The organism is Pseudonocardia ammonioxydans, from assembly GCF_900115005.1.
GTDB lineage: Bacteria > Actinomycetota > Actinomycetes > Mycobacteriales > Pseudonocardiaceae > Pseudonocardia > Pseudonocardia ammonioxydans.
The window spans coordinates 62,625-84,146 of sequence record NZ_FOUY01000011.1 but is presented as its reverse complement, the minus strand read 5'-3'; the positions used below and the strand labels follow the sequence as shown (position 1 = coordinate 84,146).

Annotated in this window: 19 protein-coding genes and 1 pseudogene; 9 read left to right on the top strand and 11 right to left on the bottom strand. The window is 74.4% G+C overall.

What is annotated here, in order from left to right:
* Positions 1–307: 307 nt before the first annotated feature.
* Positions 308–379, bottom strand: a pseudogene (locus BM093_RS38175) (hypothetical protein); the annotation flags it as partial.
* Positions 380–467: 88 nt separating this feature from the next.
* Here BM093_RS38175 and BM093_RS12835 point away from each other — a divergent pair.
* The gene (locus BM093_RS12835) at positions 468–1,184 is read left to right on the top strand and encodes a TetR/AcrR family transcriptional regulator (RefSeq protein ID WP_093342069.1); all 717 of its coding nucleotides are present in this window, start codon (positions 468–470) and stop codon (positions 1,182–1,184) included.
* A 24-nt stretch (positions 1,185–1,208) separates the two neighbouring features.
* On the opposite strand, the gene BM093_RS12830 is transcribed toward BM093_RS12835, so the two are convergent.
* The 5 genes from BM093_RS12830 to BM093_RS12810 are packed head-to-tail and all read right to left on the bottom strand — an operon-like array spanning position 1,209 to position 6,490.
* Positions 1,209–2,498 carry a TRAP transporter large permease gene (locus tag BM093_RS12830; protein WP_093342067.1) on the bottom strand — a complete coding sequence of 430 codons (1,290 nt, stop codon included), beginning with the start codon at positions 2,496–2,498 and terminating at the stop codon, positions 1,209–1,211.
* Entirely contained in the window at positions 2,498–2,998 is a 501-nt protein-coding gene (locus BM093_RS12825; RefSeq protein ID WP_093342065.1) for a TRAP transporter small permease subunit, read from the bottom strand. Before BM093_RS12825 ends, BM093_RS12830 begins: the two co-directional genes overlap by 1 nt.
* Complete coding sequence (locus BM093_RS12820) at positions 2,995–4,062, bottom strand: TRAP transporter substrate-binding protein (RefSeq protein ID WP_093342062.1); 1,068 nt, start codon at positions 4,060–4,062, stop codon at positions 2,995–2,997. Before BM093_RS12820 ends, BM093_RS12825 begins: the two co-directional genes overlap by 4 nt.
* Positions 4,063–4,091: 29 nt before the next feature.
* Positions 4,092–5,255, bottom strand: a complete 1,164-nt coding sequence (locus BM093_RS12815) for an acyl-CoA dehydrogenase family protein (protein WP_093342059.1) — start codon at positions 5,253–5,255, stop codon at positions 4,092–4,094.
* A 5-nt stretch (positions 5,256–5,260) separates the two neighbouring features.
* On the bottom strand, positions 5,261–6,490 hold the full coding sequence (locus tag BM093_RS12810; protein ID WP_143105360.1) for a CaiB/BaiF CoA transferase family protein: 1,230 nt from the start codon (positions 6,488–6,490) through the stop codon (positions 5,261–5,263).
* 162 nt (positions 6,491–6,652) lie between these two features.
* Here BM093_RS12810 and BM093_RS12805 point away from each other — a divergent pair, with 162 nt between their 5' ends.
* Together BM093_RS12805 and BM093_RS12800 are read left to right on the top strand one after the other, a co-directional pair.
* The gene (locus BM093_RS12805; RefSeq protein ID WP_177238434.1) at positions 6,653–7,051 is read left to right on the top strand and encodes a cupin domain-containing protein; all 399 of its coding nucleotides are present in this window, start codon (positions 6,653–6,655) and stop codon (positions 7,049–7,051) included.
* 109 nt (positions 7,052–7,160) lie between these two features.
* A complete protein-coding gene (locus BM093_RS12800; protein ID WP_093342052.1) occupies positions 7,161–8,108 on the top strand; it encodes an alpha/beta fold hydrolase in 948 nt (315 codons plus the stop codon).
* 41 nt (positions 8,109–8,149) lie between these two features.
* Here the strand turns inward: BM093_RS12800 and BM093_RS12795 are convergent, their stop codons facing one another.
* The 3 genes from BM093_RS12795 to BM093_RS12785 all read right to left on the bottom strand — a co-directional run bounded on the left by BM093_RS12795 (position 8,150) and on the right by BM093_RS12785 (position 11,441).
* On the bottom strand, positions 8,150–10,207 hold the full coding sequence (locus tag BM093_RS12795) for an ATP-dependent Clp protease ATP-binding subunit (RefSeq protein ID WP_093342050.1): 2,058 nt from the start codon (positions 10,205–10,207) through the stop codon (positions 8,150–8,152).
* Between the two features lie 72 nt (positions 10,208–10,279).
* Positions 10,280–10,489 carry a dodecin gene (locus BM093_RS12790; protein WP_093342047.1) on the bottom strand — a complete coding sequence of 70 codons (210 nt, stop codon included), beginning with the start codon at positions 10,487–10,489 and terminating at the stop codon, positions 10,280–10,282.
* Between the two features lie 346 nt (positions 10,490–10,835).
* Positions 10,836–11,441 (bottom strand): TetR/AcrR family transcriptional regulator, encoded by a 606-nt coding sequence (locus BM093_RS12785; protein WP_093342045.1) that lies wholly within the window; start codon positions 11,439–11,441, stop codon positions 10,836–10,838.
* A 100-nt stretch (positions 11,442–11,541) separates the two neighbouring features.
* Here BM093_RS12785 and BM093_RS12780 point away from each other — a divergent pair, with 100 nt between their 5' ends.
* The 4 genes from BM093_RS12780 to BM093_RS12765 are packed head-to-tail and all read left to right on the top strand — an operon-like array spanning position 11,542 to position 19,346.
* Positions 11,542–13,665, top strand: a complete 2,124-nt coding sequence (locus tag BM093_RS12780; protein WP_093342042.1) for an acyl-CoA dehydrogenase family protein — start codon at positions 11,542–11,544, stop codon at positions 13,663–13,665.
* A gap of 37 nt (positions 13,666–13,702) precedes the next feature.
* On the top strand, positions 13,703–15,829 hold the full coding sequence (locus tag BM093_RS12775) for an acetate--CoA ligase family protein (protein WP_093342039.1): 2,127 nt from the start codon (positions 13,703–13,705) through the stop codon (positions 15,827–15,829).
* Positions 15,826–16,974 carry an NAD(P)H-dependent flavin oxidoreductase gene (locus tag BM093_RS12770; protein WP_245773490.1) on the top strand — a complete coding sequence of 383 codons (1,149 nt, stop codon included), beginning with the start codon at positions 15,826–15,828 and terminating at the stop codon, positions 16,972–16,974. The genes BM093_RS12775 and BM093_RS12770 overlap by 4 nt, the downstream gene beginning before the upstream one ends.
* Entirely contained in the window at positions 16,971–19,346 is a 2,376-nt protein-coding gene (locus BM093_RS12765; protein ID WP_093342036.1) for an acetyl-CoA acetyltransferase, read from the top strand. The genes BM093_RS12770 and BM093_RS12765 overlap by 4 nt, the downstream gene beginning before the upstream one ends.
* On the opposite strand, the gene BM093_RS12760 is transcribed toward BM093_RS12765, so the two are convergent.
* A complete protein-coding gene (locus BM093_RS12760; protein WP_093342033.1) occupies positions 19,276–19,794 on the bottom strand; it encodes a hypothetical protein in 519 nt (172 codons plus the stop codon). The two genes, BM093_RS12765 and BM093_RS12760, sit on opposite strands and share 71 nt — an antisense overlap.
* 78 nt (positions 19,795–19,872) lie before the next feature.
* A complete protein-coding gene (locus tag BM093_RS12755) occupies positions 19,873–20,415 on the bottom strand; it encodes a pyridoxamine 5'-phosphate oxidase family protein (protein ID WP_218162753.1) in 543 nt (180 codons plus the stop codon).
* Between the two features lie 190 nt (positions 20,416–20,605).
* Here BM093_RS12755 and BM093_RS35900 point away from each other — a divergent pair, with 190 nt between their 5' ends.
* Together BM093_RS35900 and BM093_RS12745 are read left to right on the top strand one after the other, a co-directional pair.
* Complete coding sequence (locus BM093_RS35900; RefSeq protein ID WP_177238433.1) at positions 20,606–20,824, top strand: hypothetical protein; 219 nt, start codon at positions 20,606–20,608, stop codon at positions 20,822–20,824.
* A complete protein-coding gene (locus tag BM093_RS12745) occupies positions 20,817–21,131 on the top strand; it encodes a type II toxin-antitoxin system PemK/MazF family toxin (protein WP_093342027.1) in 315 nt (104 codons plus the stop codon). The genes BM093_RS35900 and BM093_RS12745 overlap by 8 nt, the downstream gene beginning before the upstream one ends.
* Positions 21,132–21,522: the final 391 nt, after the last annotated feature.

Sequence of the window (21,522 nt, the reverse complement as noted above, 5' to 3'; positions counted from 1 at the left end):
GATCCTCGTAGGTCAGCGGCCAGTCCTGCGCCACCCCGTCGTGCGAGCGGACCCGGAAGTCGCTCGGCGTCATGCGGTGCCACTTGCCCGAGTACAGGACCGTGCCACCGCCGACACCGTTCCCCATCAGGGCGGCGATGTCCGACGCCGAGTCGTCGACCGGGTAGTCCGCCACCCCCCGCCGCGCGTTGGGGTCGCGGCCCCAGTACAGGTCCGCGGTGAGCTCGAAGTCGTCGAAGTCGGCGCGAGCGCGACCGTGGTCCGGCCAGTCGCCCTGCTCCAGGCAGACCACCCGCACGCCCGCCCCGGCCAGCGTCGCGGCGGTGATGGCGCCGGACAACCCGGCCCCGATGATCAGAACGTCGGTCTCGTCGGCCACGGGCGATCCTCCGTCGGACGGGTGGGTGGCAGCGCGTCGCCGTCAGTCTGCCCGAGGTGACACGCCGGAGCGGCGTACTGTTTCCGTCATGGGAAAGGGCGTCCCGTCACGGCACCAGGGTGACCCACTGGCGTCCGGCCGCGTCAACCAGAAGCGCCGCACCCGGGAGGCGATCCTCGACGCCGCCCGGACGCTGCTCGACGAGGGCCGGGTCCCCTCGGTCGGGGAGGCGGCCGACGCCGCACTGGTCGGCCGGACCACGGCGTACCGCTACTTCCCCACCCAGGAGAGCCTGATCCTGGAGGCGTCGATGGACAGCGTCGTCGCCGTGCTCGATGACACCGACGGTCCAGCCGACGACACCGACGGCCCGGACGGCGACGGCGCGGAGGGCACCGGCGACCCGGCCGAGCGGGTGGACCGGGTCCTGCGCACGATGCACGGCCGGATCGCCGAGCACGAGGCCGCGTTCCGGGCGATCATCCGGCTCTCCCTGGAGAAGCAGGCCCGGCTCGGGCCGGGCGACACCGGCGAGGTCCGGCTCCTGGAGGGCCGCCGACTGGCCTGGATGCAGGACGCCCTGGAGCCGGCTCGCGACGACCTGCCGCCCGACGTGCACGCCGACCTGGTGGCGGCGCTCGCCATGCTCGCGGGGACCGAGTCGTTCATCGCCCTCAAGGACGCCTGCCGGGTCGACGACCCGCACGAGCGGAGCCGGATCATCCGCTGGACGGCCCGGATGCTGCTGACCGGCGTGCTCGCGCACAGCGCTCCCGCCCCGGGCGACGACACACCATGCGACTGAGCGCGCCCGCCTGCCCACGCGTCATCAGCTCCCCATCGTCCCGGGCAGCCAGAGCACCAGGCCGGGCGCGAACGTGAACACCAGGACCAGCACCAGCAGGGCCAGCACGAACGGCACGACCCCGCGGAAGACCTCCTCGGAGCGGAGGCCGGTCGAGCGGGCCACGATGAACACGTTGAGCCCCAGCGGCGGGGTGACCAGGCCGATCTCGGCGAGCAGCACCACCATCACGCCGAACCACACCGGGTCGAAGCCGAGCTGCTCGATCACCGGCAGCACGATCGGCACGGTCAGCGCGAGGATCGCCATCTGGTCCATGAACGCGCCGAGCACCAGGTACACCAGCGCGATCCCGAGGAAGATCACCGTGGGAGCGGCCGGCACCGCCGCGACCGCGTCGACCACGGTCTCGGTGACCCGGCTGAGCGTGAGCACGTGCCCGAACACGTGCGCCGAGGCGATGATCAGCAGGATCATCGCCGTCGTGCACAGGGTCTCCAGCAGCGCCGCCCGGATCCGGGCGAGGGTCAGGGTGCGTTGCACGAGCCCGATCGCGAGCGCTCCCGCCGCCCCCAGCGCCGCGGCCTCGGTCGGCGTCGCCAGTCCGAGGTAGATGGTCACAGTGACCAATCCGAACAGGATCAGCACCGGGCCGACGACCCCGAGTGCCCGGATCTTGCCCGCCATCGGGTGGCGCTCCCCGCGCGGCGCCAGCTCCGGGCGGCGCCGGACCACCAGCAGCGTGGTGACGATCAGTGCGACGACGACGAGCGCGCCCGGCACGAACCCGGCGATGAGCACCTGCCCGACGCTCTCCTCCGCCAGCACGGCGTAGAAGACCAGGATGATGCTCGGCGGCACCATCGCCGCCAGCGTCCCCACCACCGCGACCAACCCGGTCGCCAGCCGCGCGTCGTAGCCACGCCGGGTCATCTCCGGCACCGCGGTCGAGGCGAGCGTGGCGGCCGCCGCCGTGCTGGACCCGGAGATCGCCGCGAACACCGCGCCGGACAGCGTGGTCGCCACGCCGAGGCCCGCCGGGGTGCGGCCCACCCAGATCCGGGCGCTGTCGAACATGCTCCCGGCCACCCCGCTGCGCAGCACGAACTGCGCCATGAGCACGAACAGCGGGATCGGGGACAGCGAGTACGCGGTCACCGCGGTGTGCGGGGTCGTCTCCAGGACCCCGAGCAGCTCCGGCAGCCCGCCGTACAACAGCAGGCCCACCGAGCCGGCGATCCCGATCGCGAACCCCACCGGGATCCGGATCAGCAGCAGGACCAGCAGCAGGACGACGACGAGGACGGCGAGCATCAGTCCGTCACCTCCTGCCCGGGTACGGCGAGCAGCGCCAGCAGCCGGAGCAGCGTCACCCCGGTCCCCATCGGAACCATGATCACCGAGGTCCAGACCGGCCAGGACAGCTCCGACCCGCCCGGCGGCGGGATGTCCCCGCCACTCCAGGCGCCGGCCGTGAGGGTGATCCCGGCCCAGGTCAGGGCGGCGACGAAGAGCACCGACAGCACCCCGCCGACGACGGTGCACCACCACCGCGCGCGGTCCGGGAGCACCCGGTGGAGCACGTCGATCCGCACGTGCGCCCCGGCCCGCACGGTGTAGGGCAGGCCCAGGAAGAAGATCGCGGTGAGCAGGTACTCGGTGGTGAACCCGAGCGCCCAGGACAGCGGTGCCGCGACGACGTAGCGCAGCACCACCTCGGCCACCATCAGCCCGGTCAGCGCGAGCAGCGCGACGGCGGCGACCGCGGCCAGCCCGTCCTCCACCCGGCGCAGGCCGGTCGCGAACGCGCTCACCGGCCCTGTCCCGCCACGGCACGCTGGGACGCGAGCAGGTCGTCGAGCGCGGCCCGGCCGGGCAGCCCCATCCGTTCCATGTCGGCCACCCACTCCTCGCGCACCGGCGCGACCGCCGCCCGCCAGCGTCGTTGCTCGTCGGCGTCGAGCCGGTGGAACGCGAGCCCACCGGCCTCGAGCTTCGTCTGCGACTCGGCGTCGTAGGCGGCGACCTCCCGGCACAGGTGCCGGTTCGTGTCGTGCCCGGCCCGGGTCAGCACGTCCTGCAGGTCCGGCGGCAGCCCGTCCCAGGTGGACCGGCCGATCGAGTAGGTGATCGTGAAGCTGCCCAGCTGGGCGCCGAGGGTGGAGTGCGTCGCGGCCTCGTCGAGCCGGTAGGGCAGCGCGCTCAGCGGCCCGAGCACGGTGCCGTCGACGGTGCCGCGCGAGATCGCCTCGTACATCTCGGTCACCGGCATGGACACCGGCGCCGCCCCCAGGTGGTTCACCGTCCGGTCGATCGTCCCGCCGGACGAGCGCAGCACCATCCCCGCCACGTCGGCGGGGTCGGTGACCGCCCGCCCGCCACCGGTCATCACCTCGTAGCCGGTGACGACCCCGACCACCAGCGGGTGCAGCCCGTCCGGGGCGAAGTCGTGCTCGTGGAGCACCCCGCCCTCGGCCAGCAGCGGTTCGAGTCCCAGCGCCCCCTGGCACGGGTCGGTGGTCATCGCCGGCAGGTCGGCCACCCCGGAGAGCGGCAGCTGGGACGACACGTAGCCGGGCGAGACCATCGCGATGTCGACGACGCCGGAGCGGGCCAGGTTCACGAAGTCCTCGGCCGCCCCCAGGCTCTCCGAGGGGTGGTACTCGAAACGCAGCCGCCCGCCCGAGAGCTCGGTGGCCCGCTCGACGAAGAACTGCGCCCCGTCCCGGGAGAACGGGTGCGTGGTCGGGAACGAGTCGCCGACGACGAGGGTGTGGGTCCCGGGTGGGCCCTCCCGCTCACCCGCACACGCCGTCAGGGTCGTGACCAGCCCGACGGCACAGGCCAGTGCCAGGAATCGGACCGTGCGCCGGACCATCGGGGTCTCCCTCCGCCGGGGTCACGCTTCTAGTACGACTTGGGCAGCCCCAGCACGTTCTGGGCGATGAAGGCCAGCACCAGCTCCTGGCTGACCGGGGCAATCTGCATGAGCCGGGCCTCGCGGAAGTAGCGCGGGATCCCGTACTCCTCGGCGTAGCCCATGCCGCCGAAGGTCTGCATCGCGCGGTCCGCGGCGAAGAACCCGGCGTCGGCGGCGAGGTACTTCGCGGTGTTGGCCTCGCGGGCGCAGCGGTGCCCGTTGTCGTAGAGCCACGCGGCCTTGCGGCACACCAGCTCGGCCGCGTCGAGCCGGGCGGTGGCCTCGGCCAGCGGGAACGCGATCCCCTGGTTCTGCCCGATCGGCCGGTCGAACACCGTGCGTTCCTTCGCGTAACGCACCGCGGCGTCGACCGCGGCACGGCCGATGCCCAGCGCCTCGTGGGCGATGAGGATGCGCTCGGGGTTGAGCCCGTCGAGCAGCACCGAGAAGCCCTCGTGCTCGGCGCCGACCAGGGCGCTCACCGGGACCCGGACGTCGTCGAAGCTCACCTCGTTGGACGCGACGGCGTTGCGCCCCATCTTCGGGATCGGCGTCACCGAGATCCCGGGCGTGGCCATGTCGACGAGCAGGATCGAGATCCCGTGCATCGGCGCGTCGTCGCGGCGGGGCGCGGTGCGCACGGCGAGGACGATGACCTCGCTCTCGCCGGCCTTGGAGATCCAGACCTTGCGCCCGTTGACGACGTAGTGCTCGCCGTCGCGTTCCGCGCGGGTGCGGATGCGGGAGGTGTCGGTGCCGGCGTCGGGCTCGGTCACCCCGAAGCAGGCGTGCAGGTCCCCGGTGGCGACGCGGGTGAGGGTCTCGCGGCGCATCCGCTCCGACCCGTGCTTGGCGACGATGTTCATCCCGAACATGCCCAGGTGCACCGGGGTGCAGGCGTTCATCGCGCCGCCGGAGCGGGCCAGCGTCTCCACCATCACGCTCGCGGCGGCGACGCCGAGGCCCCCGCCGCCGTACTCCTCGGGGATCGAGATGCCCAGCCACCCGGCGTCGGCGAGGGTTGTGTAGAACTCCCACGGGAAGGCGTGCTCGCGGTCGTGCCGCTCCCAGTACTCGGCGTCGAACCCGGCCGCCAGCTCGGCGATCGCGCGCCGGACCGTCTCCAGGTCGTCGTCGACGGTGAAGTCCACCTCGGTCAGCGCTCCTCGGGTCCGGGTCGGTCCTGTGGGGTGGCGCCGGTGGCGCGCCGGTCGAGCTCGGCGCGCAGCGCGGGGCCGTGGCTGTCGAGGGCGGGTGCCTGCCCGGACGGTCCGGAGCCGCTGCGCGAGAACCGCACCGGCGAGCGCGCCTGCCGGACCGCGCCGGCCTGCGGGTGCTCGCTGCGCTGCAGGAAGTCGACGGCGTCGAGGTGCGGGTCGGTGAACAGGTCCGCGACCCCGTTCACCGGCATGATCGGCACTTTCGCCCGGCGGCAGAGCGCGACGGCCTCGGCGGTCGTGCGAGCGGCGAGCTCGCCGTCGAGCCACTCGTAGAGCTCGTCGATGTGGCGGCTGCGCGCCCCGATCGTGGCGAACCGCGGGTCCGCGGCGCGGTCACCGGCGTCGAGCACCTCGAACAGCGCCCGCCAGTGCGCGTCGGTGTAGGCCAGCACGCCGACCAGCCCGTCGCTGGTCCGGTACGGCCGCCGGAACGGCGAGTCGGTCCGGGCGTAGCCGGCCGGGCCGCGGGGCGGGTCGAAGACGTAGCCGCCCTGCTGTTCGAGCAGCAGGAACTGGACCATCGTCTCGAACATCGGGACCTCGATCGCCTGCCCGCACCCGGACCGGGCGCGCTCCACCAGCGCGGCGCAGATCGCCCCGACCGCCATGGCGCCGGTGACCTTGTCCGCGACCGGGGTGCGGACGAACTGCGGCTCGCCCCGGCCGGTCTGGCTGGCCGCCACGCCGGAGACCGCCTGGATGACGTCGTCGTAGGCGGGCTCGGTCCCGTACGGGCCGCCCGCGCCGTAGCCGCGCATGGCGCAGACGATCACGGCCGGGTTGACCGACCGGAGGCTCTCGTAGTCGATCCCGAGCCGGGTGTCGGAGCCGGCCGGACGGTTGTGGGTGACGACGTCGGCGTCGGCGACCAGCTGCCTGAGCCGTCCGCGGTCCTGCTCGTCGCGCAGGTCGAGGACGACGCTCTCCTTGCCCCGGTTGGCGTTGAGGAAGATCGGCCCCAGCCCGAGCTCGCCGGTGTCCCCCACCCCGCGCAGGATGTCGCCGGCGGGCGGCTCGACCTTGATCACCCGGGCGCCGTACTGCGCGAGGATGAGCGTGCAGAACGGGCCCATGAACGTCGAGGTGAGGTCGACGACGGTGATCCCGTCGAGCGGGCCGCCGCGGCCCGCGTCCCGATCCGATGCCATCCGATCCGATGCGGTCACACCCTGCCCCTCGTGCCGAACGTCGTCGTCCGTCGAACGAGAGGAACATAACGAGATGGGATCGGGATATCAACATGGTAGTCCCGTCCCGTGAAGGCTCCGCGCATGCGATCCGGACGGCCGGGTAGCCGGGCGGCCGTGCGAGCGGAGGAGTGGGCGACGGTGGACGAGCTGGTACGGGGCCACGACGACGGCGACCCCGAGCGGTGGGACGACGCGGTCGGCGGGACGTTGACGTTCCGCGCACTGTTCGGCCGGACCCTCACCGCCACCAGTGACCTCACCGCGGGCGTCGCCGAGTTCGCGCCGGGCGAGCACCTGGCGGCGCACTGGCACCACGCTGCGGAGATCTACCTGGTGACCGCCGGCCACGGGACCGTCCGGCTCGGTGACGACCTGCTCGACGTGCGGGCGGGCAGCACGGTGTTCGTCCCGGGCGGCCGGGTCCACGGGGTCCGCAACACGGGCGTGACACCGCTCTCGGTGTTCTACGTGCTCGCCGCCGACGACGTCGCCGACGTCGCGTACCACTTCACCGGCGACGACCACGGTCCCGGCTGAGCGGCACGGGAGGGTCCGGCCACACCCGCCCGACCTCCCGGTTCCCCGCCGGTAACGTCGATCGGGAGATCCGGCGGTGAGACGCACCGGCCGGGCACGGAGGTGAGGCATGGCGGACGCGTCGCCGGTCGAGCAGGAGCTGCTCCTGCACGGGCAGCGGGTCAGCTACCGCGAGGCCGGGCAGCGCGGGCGGCAGGCCGTGCTGCTGGTGCACGGCCTGGCCGCCGGCTCCCTGACCTGGGACCCGGTGCTCGCCCCGCTCGGGCGCCGGCTGCACGTGCTGGCCCCGGACCTGCTCGGGCACGGTGCCAGCGAGGCGCCGCGCAGCGGGGACTACTCCCTCGGCGGTTTCGCCACCGGCCTGCGGGACCTGCTCGTCGCCCTCGACGTGGAGCGGGTGACGATCGTCGGGCACTCGTTCGGCGGCGGTGTGGCGATGCAGTTCGCCCACCAGTTCCCCGAACGGACCGAACGGGTCGTGCTGGTCTCGAGCGGCGGTCTGGGGCACGACCTCGCGCTGGCCCTGCGCGCGGCGAGCCTGCCGGGCAGCGGGCTGGTGCTGCGGTCGGCCGCGTCGCTGACCCCGCCCTGGATGCGCCACGCCGTGCAGCGCATCGCGCACGCGGTCGGCAGCGTCCCCCGCTCCGACGTCGACGGCGTGCGGGCGGCCTGGGAGTCGTTCTCCGACCACGGCACCCGCGGCGCGTTCGTGCAGACCGCACGGGGCGCCCTCGAGCCGTCCGGTCAGCGCCTCGACGGCGCCCAGCGGCTGCACCTGCTCTCGGAGGTCCCGGTGCTGCTGGTGGCCGGCGACCGGGACAAGGTGATCCCCGTCGAGCACACCCTGGGTGCGCACGAGCGGCTGCCGGGCAGCCGACTGGAGATCTTCGACGGGGCCGGGCACTTCCCGCACGCCGAGCAGCCGCGGCGCTTCGCCGCGCTGCTGCGCGAATTCGTCGACGGCACCGAGCCCGCCGACGGCGGCCGCGAGGCGGTCCGCCGGCGGATCCTGGGCCTGCCCGCGATCCCGGCGCCCGCCGACGACGTCGCGGGCTGACCGGGCCCTACGCCGACAGGCGGCCTGCTCCGCGGATCGACCTACTCCGCCGGCCGGACCTGCAGCTCGTCGCCGGCGACGGTCAGGTGCACGGTGCCGCCGGGGCGCAACGCCCCGGAGAGCAGCAGGCGCGACAGCCGGCGCTCCACCTCGCGTCCGATCACCCGGCGCAGCGGCCGGGCGCCGTGCTCGGGCCGGTGCCCGCGGCGGGCGAGCAGGTCGACGGCGTCGTCGTCGACCCGCAGGGTGACGCCCTGGGCCCGCAGCCGCTCCCCGGTCTCGGCGAGCATCATCGCGGTGATGCGGTGCAGCTGCCGCGGGGCCAGCGGGGCGAACAGCGCGACCTCGTCGACCCGGTTCAGGAACTCCGGGCGGAAGTGCGCCCGGGCCAGCGCCAGCAGCGGTTCCCGGACGTCGTCGAGCGGGGTGCCCGCGCCCGCCGCGGCGAGCAGCTGCTCCGAGCCCAGGTTGCTGGTCATGATCACGATGGTGTGCCGGAAGTCGACGGTGCGGCCCCGGGCGTCGGTGAGCCGGCCCGCGTCCAGGACGCCGAGCAGCGTCGAGGTGACCTCCGGGTGCGCCTTCTCGATCTCGTCGAGCAGCAGCACGCAGTACGGCGTGCGGCGCACCGCCTCGGTGAGCCGGCCGCCGTCGTCGTGGCCGACGTAGCCGGGCGGTGCCCCGATCAGCCGCGTCACCGACGCCCGGTCGGCGTACTCGCTCATGTCGAGGCGGACGATCCGGTCCGGTGAGCCGAACAGCGCCTCCGCCAGCGCCCGCGCCAGCTCGGTCTTGCCCACCCCGCTCGGGCCGAGGAACAGGAACGACCCGACCGGCCGGTCCGGGTGGCCGAGCCCGGCCCGGCCCGCCCGGACGGCGTCGGCGACGGCCTCGACCGCCTCGTCCTGCCCGACGACGCGGGCGTGCAGGTGGTCCTCGAGCCGCAGCAGCCGGTCCCGCTCGTCGGTGCCCAGGCGGGCGACGGGGATGCCGGTGCGCCGGGACACCACCTCGGCGACGTCGTCGGCGGTGATCTCCGGGCGGGCGTCGGCGGTGCCGGACGCGGCTCCGAGCCGGTCGAGCTCGCGGGTGAGCATCGCGGCCCGCTCGAAGTCCTCGGAGTCGACGGCGACCTCGCGCGCGCGGCGCAGCTCCTCGGCCTCGGCCGCCGCCCCGGCGGTGGAGCCCCGCATCCCGGCCCGGGCCGCGGCCCGGTCGACCAGGTCGATCGCCTTGTCGGGCAGGAACCGGTCCGGGACGTAGCGGGCAGCCAGTGCGACCGCGGCGTCGAGTGCCGCATCGGTGAGCCGGACACCGTGGTGGCGCTCGTAGGCCGCACGCAGCCCGCGCAGGATCGCGACGGTCTGCGGCCCCGTCGGCTCGGGCACGGGCACCGGCTCCAGCCGCCGTTCCAGCGCGGCGTCGCGTTCGATATGGCGGCGGTAGTCCTCGGTGGTGGTGGCGCCCACCAGCCGCAATGCGCCGCGGGCCAGGGCCGGTTTGAGGATCGATCCGGCGTCCATCGCGCCACCGTCGGCCGCTCCCCCGGCGCCCACGACCAGGTGCAGCTCGTCGACGAACACGATGATCCGCCCCTCGGCGGCGGTCACCTCGTCGATGACGGCGGTGAGCCGCTCCTCGAAGTCGCCGCGGTAACGGGTGCCCGCCACCATCCCGGCCAGGTCGAGCGCGACCACCCGCACGCCGCGCAGCGCGGTGGGCACCTCGCCCGCGGCGACCCGGGCGGCGATGCCCTCGGCGATGGCGGTCTTGCCCACCCCCGGGTCGCCGATCAGGACGGGGTTGTTCTTGGTCCGGCGCCCGAGCACCTCGAGCGCGGCGTCGATCTCGGCGTCCCGCCCGATGACGGGGTCGAGCCGCCCGGCGGCCGCGTCCGCGGTGAGGTCCCGGCCGTACCGGTCCAGGCCGCGGGTGCCACGGCTGCCGGGCGGCCGCCGTCCGGCTCGGGGGTTCCCGGTGTCGTCGGAGTCGGCGCGGCCGTCCCCCGGCGGCCCGTCCAGGTCACCCAGGGTCTCGAACAGCCGCCCGAGCAGGGGCTCCAGCGGACCGAGCGCGTCGCGGAACGGATCCTGGGGCATGCGGGCCTCCTCCTGCGGTGTGCCCCTCAACTATGTCGCGCTACCCCACTCCGGTCACTCCGCACCGATCTGTCATTCCTCGTCGACCTTGAAGCCCACCTTGAGGCCGACCTGGAAGTGCTGGACCGAGCCCTCGTCGAGGTGCAGGCGGATCTGCGTCACCTCCGCCCAGTCGAGGTTCCGCAGCGTCTTCGACGCGTCGCTGATGCCGCTGCGGATCGCCGCGTCGACACCCTCCGGGGAGGAGCCGACGATCTCGGTCACGCGATAGGTGTTGGCCATACGACGGCGTGCCCGGGTCCGGTGTGCACGAAACACCCGCCCGCCCGGTCCCCGGCCTCGCGGCCGCGCGGGGCGATTGCGTGCCACCCGACCGATCCGGCGACCCGACATGCACGCTTCCGCCCCGCAGAGGGCGATCCCGTGCAGATCACCGGGCCGGGCGCCGCCGACGTGCACGCAGTCGCCCGACTCGGGGCGCTTCCGTGCCACTCGACCGACCCAGCGCCCCGACATGCACGCTTCCGCCCCGCAGAGGGCGATCCCGTGCAGATCACCGGGCCGTGCGGACCCGACCTGCACGCTTTCGCCCTGCCGGAGGTCAGTCCTCCGGGGGGTGCTCCGGGGGTCAGTGCTCCGGCGCCGGGGTGCGCGGGAGGAGGAACTCCACCAGGCGGACCACGTAGCTCTCCCCGGCCGGCAGCAGCCGGGCCCGGGCCGGCTCCGGCGTCGCCTGGACATGGTTCATCACCGCGCCGCACAGGGTGTCGAGCAGCAGCGTCACCGAGGTGTCGGCGGGCAGCTCACCACGGCGGATCGCCCGCCGGACGATGGCGCGGGCCGCGAGGACCTGCGACTCGCGGATCGTGGCCCAAAGCTCGGCCACGCCGGGGATCCGGTCCGCCTCGACCGTCATCCGCAGCGCCGCCCGGCCCGCGTCGCCGAGGTAGTGCCGCATCAGCTGCATGCCGAGCTGGACCAGCTCGCTGCGCACGTCGCCCGCCTCGACCGCGGCCACGCCTTGCACGTGCCGGCGCAGCGCGTCCACCAGCAGGGCCTGCTTCGTCGGCCAGCGCAGGTAGATCGACGCCTTGCCGACGCCGGCGCGCCGGGCCACCGCCTCGACGCTGAACCCGGCCCAGCCCTGCTCGCCGAAGAGCCCGATCGCCGCCTCGGCGACCTTCGTATCGACCACGGGGTCGCGCGGACGCCCCGCTGCCTGGGTCTCGGTCACCGCGCACCTCCTCGCCTGCCGTGCCGCCCGTGCCTATTGCTGAACGGTCGCCGTCAGAATAGCCTTACGGACGGTTCCCGTTCAGATATGGGGTGCGCCCATGACGTCGCAGGACGAGCTCGCCGCCGTCGCCGATGCGGTGGCCCGCATGGCCGATGAGCAGTGGGGTGACGCGACCGCGGCCCCCTCCGGTGATCTCGAGAAGCTGTGGCGGAGCGCCGCCGCGCAGGGCTGGTTCGAGCTCGGCACGGCCGACGCGCCGGATGCCGCGCTGGCAGCGGTCCGGGCGCTGGGGCGGGTGGCGTGCCCGCTACCCGTGCTGGACGGCTTCGTCGCCGCCCGCCTCCTGCCGGACCCGGCCGGTGTCGAGTCGGGCGAGGTCCGGGTGCTGGTGGCGCTCACCGGAGCCGGAGCCGGCGCCGCCGAGCACCCGGCCGCCGAGCACCCGGCCGCCGGCGAGCCCGCCGTCGTGGAGCACGCCGAGGCCGCCGAGGCCGCCACGCACGTGCTGCTGCTCCCGCCCGGGGGCGGGACCGCGGTGCTGCGGGAGATCGCCGGGACCGAGCCGCAACCCGGGCTGGCCGTGCCGTCCTGGTCGCGCGTCCGGCTCGGTGCCGTGACGGCCACGGCGGACATCGACGCGGCCCGGGCCGACGAGGCTGTCCTGCTGCTGCGGCTGGGGCTCGCCGCCCGGGCGTCGGCGGCGGCCCGGCGGGCGCACGAGATGGCCGTCGAGCACGCCCGGACCCGGCACCAGTTCGGACGCCCGATCGGCTCGTTCGGTGCGGTGGCGCAGCGCACGGCGTCCTGCCAGATCGACGTCGCCGCGGCGGAGCTGCTGCTCGCGCAGGCCCGCCGCCGGTGGGGAGCAGGAGCCCCGGACCGGGCGTCGTGGGTGGAGATCGCGGTCGAGCACGTCCGGGACACCGCGCCGCGGGTGCAGCTCGGGGCCCAGCACACGCTGGCCGCGGTCGGGTACTTCGAGGAGCACGAGGCACCGTGGCTGTTCCGGCGGGTGCACGCCGACCTCACGCGGCTGCGCGAGTTCCCGCGCAGCGCGGGCGAGCTCGCCGACGTCCTGGTCGAGACCGGCGCGTCGCTGCCGCCGTTCGACGCCGGCCCGGTCGGCGAGGCGTTCCGGGCCGAGGTGCGGGCGCTGTTCGCCGGCTGTGCCCACACGTCCTCCGGCAGCACCCGGCTCGACCGTGACGTGGTGCGCGCCGTCGCCGACCGCGGCTGGCTGGGGTTCGCCTGGCCCGAGGAGTACGGCGGTCGCGACGCGAGCCTGGCCGAACAGGTCGTCCTGCAGGAGGAGGCGGCCTATTCCGGCGCGCCCGTCACCACCGCGCTCGCCTCGGTGATGCTGCTGGGCAACTCGATCCTGCGCCACGGCAGTCCCGAGCAGCGGGAACGCTTCCTGCCGCTGATCCGCCGCGGCGAGCTGGAGTTCTGCCTCGGCTACAGCGAGCCCGAGGCCGGGTCCGACCTCGCGTCGCTGCGCACCCGCGCCGTCCGCGACGGCGACCACTGGGTGATCAACGGGCAGAAGCTGTGGACGACCGGCGGCCACACGGCGAACTGGGTGTGGCTGGCGACCCGGACCGATCCCGACGCCCGTCCCCGCCACGCCAGGATCACGGTGTTCCTGGTCCCGATGGACACCCCGGGGATCACCGTCCAGGAGCATCGCGCGCTGTCCGGCGAGATCTCCTGCACCGTGTTCTACGACGACGTCCGGGTGCCCGACGCCGCGCGCGTCGGCGAGGTCGGCGGCGGCTGGACGGTGATCACCGACGCCCTCGCCGGCGAGCGCATCACGATGGGCAACATCGCCGCGACGCTGCACCGCCGGCTCGACGACCTGCTCGCGGTGGTCCGCGCCGACGTCGAGGGCACCGTCGGGCCGCGCGGCTCGGCCCGCCGGGCCCGCCTCGGCCGGGTCGCCGTCGCGATCCAGGCCACCCGCGCGCTGGTGTCGGCCGCGATCGACGCGACCGCGCAGGGCGGCGGCGCCCGTCTGGAGGCCCCGATGGCCGGTGTGCTCGGCGGCGAGACCGCCGAGGAGTTCGGCGAGGCGGCACTGGAGATCCTCGGGCCGGCGGCCGCCCTGGAGACCGCGCCGTTCGAGTACGCGCTTCGCCTGTCGGTGATGTACGTCGTCGGCGGCGGCACCAACGACGTCCAGCGCGGGCTGATCGCCCGCGGCCTCGGGCTCCCCCTCTGATCCGGTTCGTCCACCATCACCACGAAGGAGTGTGCAGATGGCCGGTCCGATCACCCCGCAACGGCTCGCGTCGTTGTTCCGTCCCCGCTCGGTCGCCCTCGTCGGCGCCTCGGACAAGTCCAACTTCTCCGCCGTCACCTACCGCAACCTGGTCGACTTCGGCCTCGGCGACCGCACCCACCTGGTCAACCGGCGCGGCGCCGAGACGCACGGCCGGCCGACGGTCACCTCCTGCCGGGAGATCGGTGAACCGGTCGACGTCGCCTTCATGATGGTCCCCCAGGCGGGCACGCTCGACGCCCTGAGCGACGCGGCCGCGGCCGGCATCCGCAACGCCGTGGTCCTGTCCGCCGGGTACGGGGAGGCGGGCGAGGCCGGCCGGGCCGCCCAGGCCGAGCTCGTGGCGCACGCCGAGTCGCTGGACATGGTGCTGCTCGGACCGAACCAGCTGGGCTTCGCGAACTTCGTCCACCGGACGCCGGTGACCCCGATCCCGGGGCTGCCGGACGCGTCGGGCCCGGTGGCGCTGCTGTCCCAGAGCGGCGCGAGCTCCTCGGCCATGCTGGACTTCGCCGGGATCGCCGGGGCGGACCTGTCCTACATGGTCACGCTCGGGAACGAGGCGATGGTGACCGCCGGGCACGTCCTCGACTACCTGGTCGACGACGAGCACACCCGCGCGATCGCGATCTTCCTGGAGACCGTCCGCGACCCCGGGGTGTTCCGGGCCGCGGCCCGGCGCGCGGCAGCCGCGGGGAAGCCGATCGTGGCGCTCAAGGCCGGCAGCAGCGAGCTCGCCGCACGGACCGCGGCCGCGCACACCGGTGCCCTGGTCGGCGACGACCGGACCGTCGACGCGGTCTTCCGCGACCTCGGCGTCATCCGGGTCGACTCGATCGAGGACATGCTGATCACCGCGGGTACCGCCGCGCGGCTGGGCCGCCTGGCGCGGCCCGGGATCGGCGTGGTGTCGATCTCCGGGGGCGCCTGCGACATCCTCGCCGACCGCGCCGAGGACCTCGGCGCCGAGCTGCCGCCGTTCGCCCCGGCCACCGAGCAGGCGCTGGACGCGATGATGCCCACCTACGGCACCGTCCACAATCCACTCGACGTGACCGGCGCGGCGATCATCGACCCGACCCTCTTCACCCGCGCGATCGAGGCCGTCTCGGCCGACCCCGGGGTCGGGGTGGTCGCGGTGGTCAACTCGCTGCCGTGGGCGTCCGACGGGCGCCCCTACAGCGGGCAGGTCTTCGCCGACGCCATCGGGGACGGCATCGCGAACGCCGCGGGCCCGGTCGTCTACGTCAACCAGGTGCTGCAGCCGATCACCGCCTACACCCGCGAGGTCATGGCCCGGGCCCGCGTGCCGCACGCGATCCCCGGCCTGCGGCAGGCCGTGGTGGCCCTGCGCAACCTCGCGTGGTGGTCCGAAGCCACCCGCGACAGTGCTACCGGGACACCTCAGGCAGGGACACCGGTCGTGGTGTCCGAGGGGGCGCCCCGGCGTGGCGCGTGGAGCGAGACCGCCGCCCGCGACCTGCTCGCCGGGGCCGGGATCCCGGTCGTGCCCGGGGAGACGGCGACCTCCGCCCGGCAGGCGGTGAAGGCGGCGACCGGGTTCGGCGGCCCGGTCGCGATGAAGATCGTCTCCCCGGACATCCTGCACAAGAGCGACATCGGCGGGGTGCGGCTCGGTGTGGCCGGGGACGACGCCGTCGCCGCGGCCTACGACGAGATCACCACGGCCGCGTCGAACGTCGCCGGGGCACGGGTCGAGGGCGTGCTCGTCTCGCCGCTGCGTTCCGGTGGCACCGAGCTGCTCGTCGGCGTGGTCCGCGACCCGGACTGGGGGCCGGTGCTCGCGGTGGCACTCGGCGGGGTGTTCGTCGAGGTGCTCGGCGACTCGGCCCTGTCCCCGCTCCCGGTCTCCCCGGCCCGTGCCCGGGCGCTGCTCGAGAGCCTGCGCGGTGCGCCGCTGCTGCACGGCGTCCGCGGCGCCCCGGCCGCGGACCTCGACGCGCTCGGCGCGGTCGTCGCCCGGGTCGGCGACCTCGCGCTCGCCCTGGGCAACGACCTGGAGTCGCTCGAGATCAACCCCCTGCACGTGTCCGGCAGCACGATCGAAGCCCTCGACGCCGTCCTCACCTGGAGAGATGCATGATCCGCACCGCCCTGACCGACCTGCTCGGGGTCGACCACCCCGTCGTCGGGTTCAACCGCTCCCCCGGCGTGGTGGCCGGCGTGACCAACGCCGGTGGGTTCGGCGTGCTGGCCGCCACGGCCTACACCCCCGAGGAGCTCGACGCCCAGCTCACCTGGATCGAGCAACAGGTGGACGGCAGGCCGTACGGGGTCGACCTGCTGGTGCCGGAGAAGTTCGCCACCGGCGACCCCGACGACCTGGTCGCGAGCCTGCGCGCGCAGATCCCCGCCGAGCACATCGAGTTCGTCGAGAAGCTGCTCGCCGAGTACGGGGTCCCGCAGGGCGCAACCCGTTCGCCGCAGACCGACGAGCTCGCGGTCGCGCTGAACCCCGACGGCGCGGCGGCCCTGCTCGACGTCGCGTTCTCCCACCGGATCTCCCTGGTCGCCAACGCGCTGGGCACCCCGCCCCCGAACCTGGTCGAGCGGGCGCACCGGGCCGGTGTCGTGGTCGGTTCGCTGGTGGGGCAGCGCAAGCACGCCGTGCGCCAGCTCGAGTCCGGTGTGGACCTGCTCGTCGCGCAGGGCACCGAGGCGGGCGGGCACACCGGCACGATCGCCACGACGGTGCTCACCCCGGAGATCGTGGACCTGGCCGGGGACCGGCCCGTCCTCGCGGCGGGCGGGATCGCCTCGGGCAGGCAGATGGCGGCGGCGCTGGCGCTCGGCGCGGCGGGCGTGTGGTGCGGGTCGCTGTGGCTGTCCAGCCACGAGGACATCACCCCGCTGCCGGTGAAGGAGAAGTTCCTCGCCGCGGCGAGCTCGGACACGCTCCGTTCGCCCACCCGGACCGGGAAGCCCGCCCGGCAGCTGCGCAGCGCCTGGCACGACGCCTGGGAGCGGCCGGGAAGTCCCGGGCCGCTGCCGATGCCGTTGCAGCCGATGCTCGTCAGCGAGGCGTGGGAGCGGATCGACGCCGCCGCCGAGCAGGGCCACGAGGGGGCGACGGCGCTCGAGTCGTTCTTCATCGGCCAGGTCGTCGGCTCGTTCACCGGCCTGCGCCCGGCCGCGGAGATCACCCGGCAGCTGGTCGCGGACTGCGAGCGCCGCCTGGGCGCGCTGAGCGCGCTCACCTCGCCCACCGACGAGGGAGCACGGGCATGACCGACCATTCCTCGCTCGATCCCCGCACCCCGGTGCTCGTCGGCGTCGGGCAGGCGTCCGACCGGGTCGACGACCCCGGGTACCGGCAGCTGTCCGCGGTCGGCCTCGCGGCCGAGGCGGCCCGGGCCGCGCTGGCCGACACCGCCGCCGACCCGGCCGCACTCGGTGCCGCGATCGACACCGTCGCGGGGGTCCGCCAGTTCGAGATCTCCACGCCGGGGGCGAGCGCGCCGCTGGGCCGGTCGGACAACTATCCGCGGTCGGTCGCCGCGCGGGTCGGCGCCGTGCCGGGCCGGGCGATCCTCGAGGTCAGCGGCGGCCAGTCACCGCAGCACCTGGTCACCGAGCTGGCCCGGACGATCGCCGAGGGCCGCTCGGAGGTCGCGCTGGCGTTCGGCTCGGAGGCGATCTCCACGGCGCGCCGGCTGGCCGGGGCCGAGGACGCGCCGGACTTCACCGAGCACGTCGGCGGCGACCTCGAGGATCGCGGCTTCGGGCTGAAGGGCCTGATGTCGCGGCACCTCGCGAGCCACGGCCTCACCGACGCCCCCAGCCAGTACGCCCTGTTCGACAACGCCCGCCGGGCCCGGCTCGGGCAGTCGCGCGAGGAGTACGCGCTGACGATGGGCGAGCTGTTCGCGCCGTTCACGAAGGTGGCTGCGAACAACCCGCACGCCGCCGCACCGGTGGAGCGCAGCGCCCGCGAGCTGGCCACGCCGACCGAGCGCAACCGGCCGATCGCCGATCCGTACACCCGGTTCCTGGTCGCCCGCGACCAGGTCAACCAGGGTGCGGCGGTGCTGCTGATGTCGGTCGCCGCAGCACGCTGGCTCGGTGTCGCCCAGGACCGCTGGGTGTTCCTGCACGGGCACGCCGACCTGCGCGAGCGGGAGCTGATGGACCGCGCGGACCTGTCGGCGGCGCCGGCGTCGGTGCTGGCCGTCCGGCACGCGCTCGAGGTCGCCGGGCGCACCCTGGACGAGATCACGACCCTGGATCTCTACAGCTGCTTCCCGATCGCCGTGTCGGCCGTCTGCGACGGTCTCGGCCTCGCCCCGGACGACCCGCGCGGCCTGACCCTGACCGGCGGCCTGCCGTTCTTCGGGGGTGCGGGCAACAACTACTCGATGCACGCCGTCGCCGAGACCGTCACGCGGCTGCGGGCCGAGCCGGGGGCCTTCGGCCTGGTCGGCGCGAACGGCGGGACCCTGAGCAAGTACTCGGCCGGGATCTACTCGACCACTCCCACGGGGTGGCGCGCCGACCGCAGTGCCGAGCTGCAGGCCGGGATCGACGGGTGGGACGCCCCGGTCGAGGCGCTGCAGGCGGACGGCCCGGCGACCGTGGAGACCTGGACGGTCAAGCACGGCCGGAACGGGTCGCGCACCGGCGTGGTCGTCGGGCGGCTGGAGGCCGACGGCCGCCGGTTCGTCGCCATGACGCACCGCGACGACGAGGAGATCCTCGAGCTGCTCACCACCGGCGAGCCGGTCGGGAGCCGCGTCCACGTGCGCTCGTTCGGCTTCGGCAACCGGGTGACGACGACCGGGTCCAGGATGGACGAGCTGTTCCCGCCGCGTCCGGCGGTGCTGCGCGACGACTACGAGCACGTCCTGGTCCGCCGGGACGGGCACCTGCTCGAGGTGACGATCAACCGGCCGCAGGCGCGCAACAGCCTGCACCCGGCGGCGAACGACGAGCTCGACGAGGTCTTCGACGCCTACTTCGCCGACCCGGACCTGTGGGTCGCGATCCTCACCGGGGCCGGGGACAAGGCCTTCTCCGCGGGCAACGACCTCGTGTACTCCGCGAGCGGGAAGCCGATGTGGGTGCCCAAGAACGGGTTCGCCGGGCTGACCGGGCGCCGGGACATGACCAAGCCGGTGATCGCGGCGGTGAACGGGTTCGCGATGGGCGGCGGCTGCGAGATCGCGCTGGCCTGCCACCTGGTCGTCGCCGACGACACCGCGACGTTCGCGCTGTCGGAGGTGAAGGTCGGGCTGGTGGCCGGGGCCGGTGGCCTGGTGCGGCTCCCGCGGACGGTGCCGCCCACGGTCGCCACCGAGATGATCCTGACCGGACGGCGGGTCACCGCCACCGAGGCCCACGGGTACGGGCTGGTCAACCGGGTCGTCCCGGCCGGGACCGCGCTGGAGGGCGCCCGGGAGCTGGCCGCCGAGATCCTCGACGGGTCGCCGACCTCGGTCCGGGCCTCGCTGCAGATCATGAACGAGACGGCGGGGATCACCGACACTGTGGACGCGGTGCACCATCCCTCCCCCGCTCTCGACGAGCTGCTGCTCAGCGAGGACGGTGCCGAGGGGGTCCGGGCGTTCGCCGAGAAGCGACGACCGGTGTGGCGCAACCGGTGAGCTGATTCGCCGCCGGCACCTGCTCCCGGCTCCGGTGATGGGCCCACGTCGCGGCGCCGACGAGCGCGGCCCAGACCGCGCAGTAGGCGCCGAACACCGCTCCCCCGGAGCCGGTCAGCAGGTCGCGCGCCACCATGCCGAGGGCACCGGCCGTCGCCGACACGAACACCGTCGCCAGCGGCACGGTGAGCAGCCACCGGTTCCACCCGGCCGGGAACCAGGTGGCGAACAGCAGCAGCCCGGCGGCGAGCACCCCCAGCCCGGCGTTGGCCCACTGCGCCGCGGCCACCTCGCCGGGGGCGTAGGCGGCGTAGCGCGCGAGCGGGACGACGGGGCCTCCGGTCACCCCCAGGGTCCCGGTCACGGCGTAGTGGACCTTGGACAGGACGTAGAGCATCGTCCAGGCGGACGCGGCCGGGGCGAGGACGGTGATCGGCTGTGCAGGCATGTCCCGAGCGTCGCGGCTCCGCGCGGGCTGCGGCTCCCTCGCGCGAGGGGTCCGGTTCCCTCCGGCGAGCCGGACCGCTCAGGCCCCGCCCGCGGTCTCGCGCGTCCCGCCCCGCCCGTCGCCGGCGACGTTGCGGGAGTCGTGCGACTGCGGGTAGGAGAGCGTCTGCACCCGGATCAGCACCCGCTTCGGGCTGTCGAGCAGGCGGTGCAGCTGCTCGGCACCGGCCGGCGCGAGCGTCGCGGCCAGCCGCGGCAGCATGCGGTCGAGCGTCGCCCGGTCCCGGTGCAGGGTGGCACGCCCCTTGATCCGCACCATCCGCCGCCCGGGGAGGTCGGTCCCCCGGTTGCTGATCACCATGCCGACCCGGGAGTCGCGTTCGACCGCGCGGGCGTGCTGCCGGTCGGTGACCGCGGCCAGCCAGAACACGCCGTCCTCGTGCAGGTAGCTCATCGTCACCCCGGCCAGCCACCCGTCGGCCGCGGTGAACAGGAACACGCACTCGCCGGCCGCCGCGACGAGCTCGTCGATGGCGTCCTGGTCGGCCCGGGCCTGGCGCATGTCCTCGAGGTCGCGGGTGCCGACGTGTGCCGCGGGCTCCCCCGTGCCCGGCCCGGTCACCGGCCGGGCTCCCGGTCGGCGCGGTGTCCGGTGTGGATCGTCGGCATGGGGTCTCCTCGATGCTCCGGCTCCTGCCGGTGGTGAGGCTACCGATCGGGGCGCCGGCGCGACCTCGCGCAACGCGAGCGATGGGCAGGCGAGTATGCGGCGCGATGTACAGGTCGGTGTGCACGCCGGTAACCTCACCGGTATGTCAGAGCGCCTGAGCGTCTCGTTCGACGCCCCTACCGCGGCCCGGGTCCGGGCCTGCGGGGCCGCGAACCGGGGTGGGGTGTCCGGTTACCTGGCCCGCCTGGTCCGGGAGGACGAGTTGCGCCAGGCCGGCGACCAGCTCGCGGCCTTCTACACCGCCCATCCGTCGCTGATCGACGACGCCGAGGCAGAGCGCATCGCTGCCGCCGGTGAGTGAGATCCGTCGGGGGGACATCCGGCGCTACGAACCGGTCCTCGCACGCCCCGGGCAGAGCCTCTACCGGGTCGTCGTCAGTCCCGACGCCTTCAACCAGTCGGCTTCCCCGATCGTCCTGGGGCTGCATGTCGTCGACCACGATCCCGGCGGCCTGCTCGCCGTGCAGACCGGATCCGGGGGGTGGGCCTTGATCCCGAGCATCGAAGGCGTGCACAAACGCCGCCTGGGCGAGATCGTCGGTCGGCTCACCGCCGAGGAGCGCGAGGCCGTCGACCGCGCGCTCAAAGCGGTACTCGACCTGGACTGATTCTGATCGGTCACCACCTGCTCGAGGTCGCCGGCCCCCACGGGTGGGTGACGCACGGCAGGGGCACCGGTCACCGCGCCCGACGGCACGCCCGACCATTCCGCTACCCCATGACGGGCGTGCGTGAGAACACATTCGGAGAATGCGCTCCGAATTGCTCGGCCGAATCGGCGGAGGCGACAGCGGAACGAATCACAATTGATCACATCACCCCCGGCCGGAATCCACGCCGGCCGTGACGGCGACCACGCCGCCCTGCAGGTCTGCTCCGGACGGCAGCACGCCACCCCGGCGCGACTGGACCAGTAGGGCGCAACCAGAACGGCGAGTGGCCAGCCGCTCGCTCACTATCCTACCGAACGGCGCAGTGCAATAGGCTGACTGGGCCAAC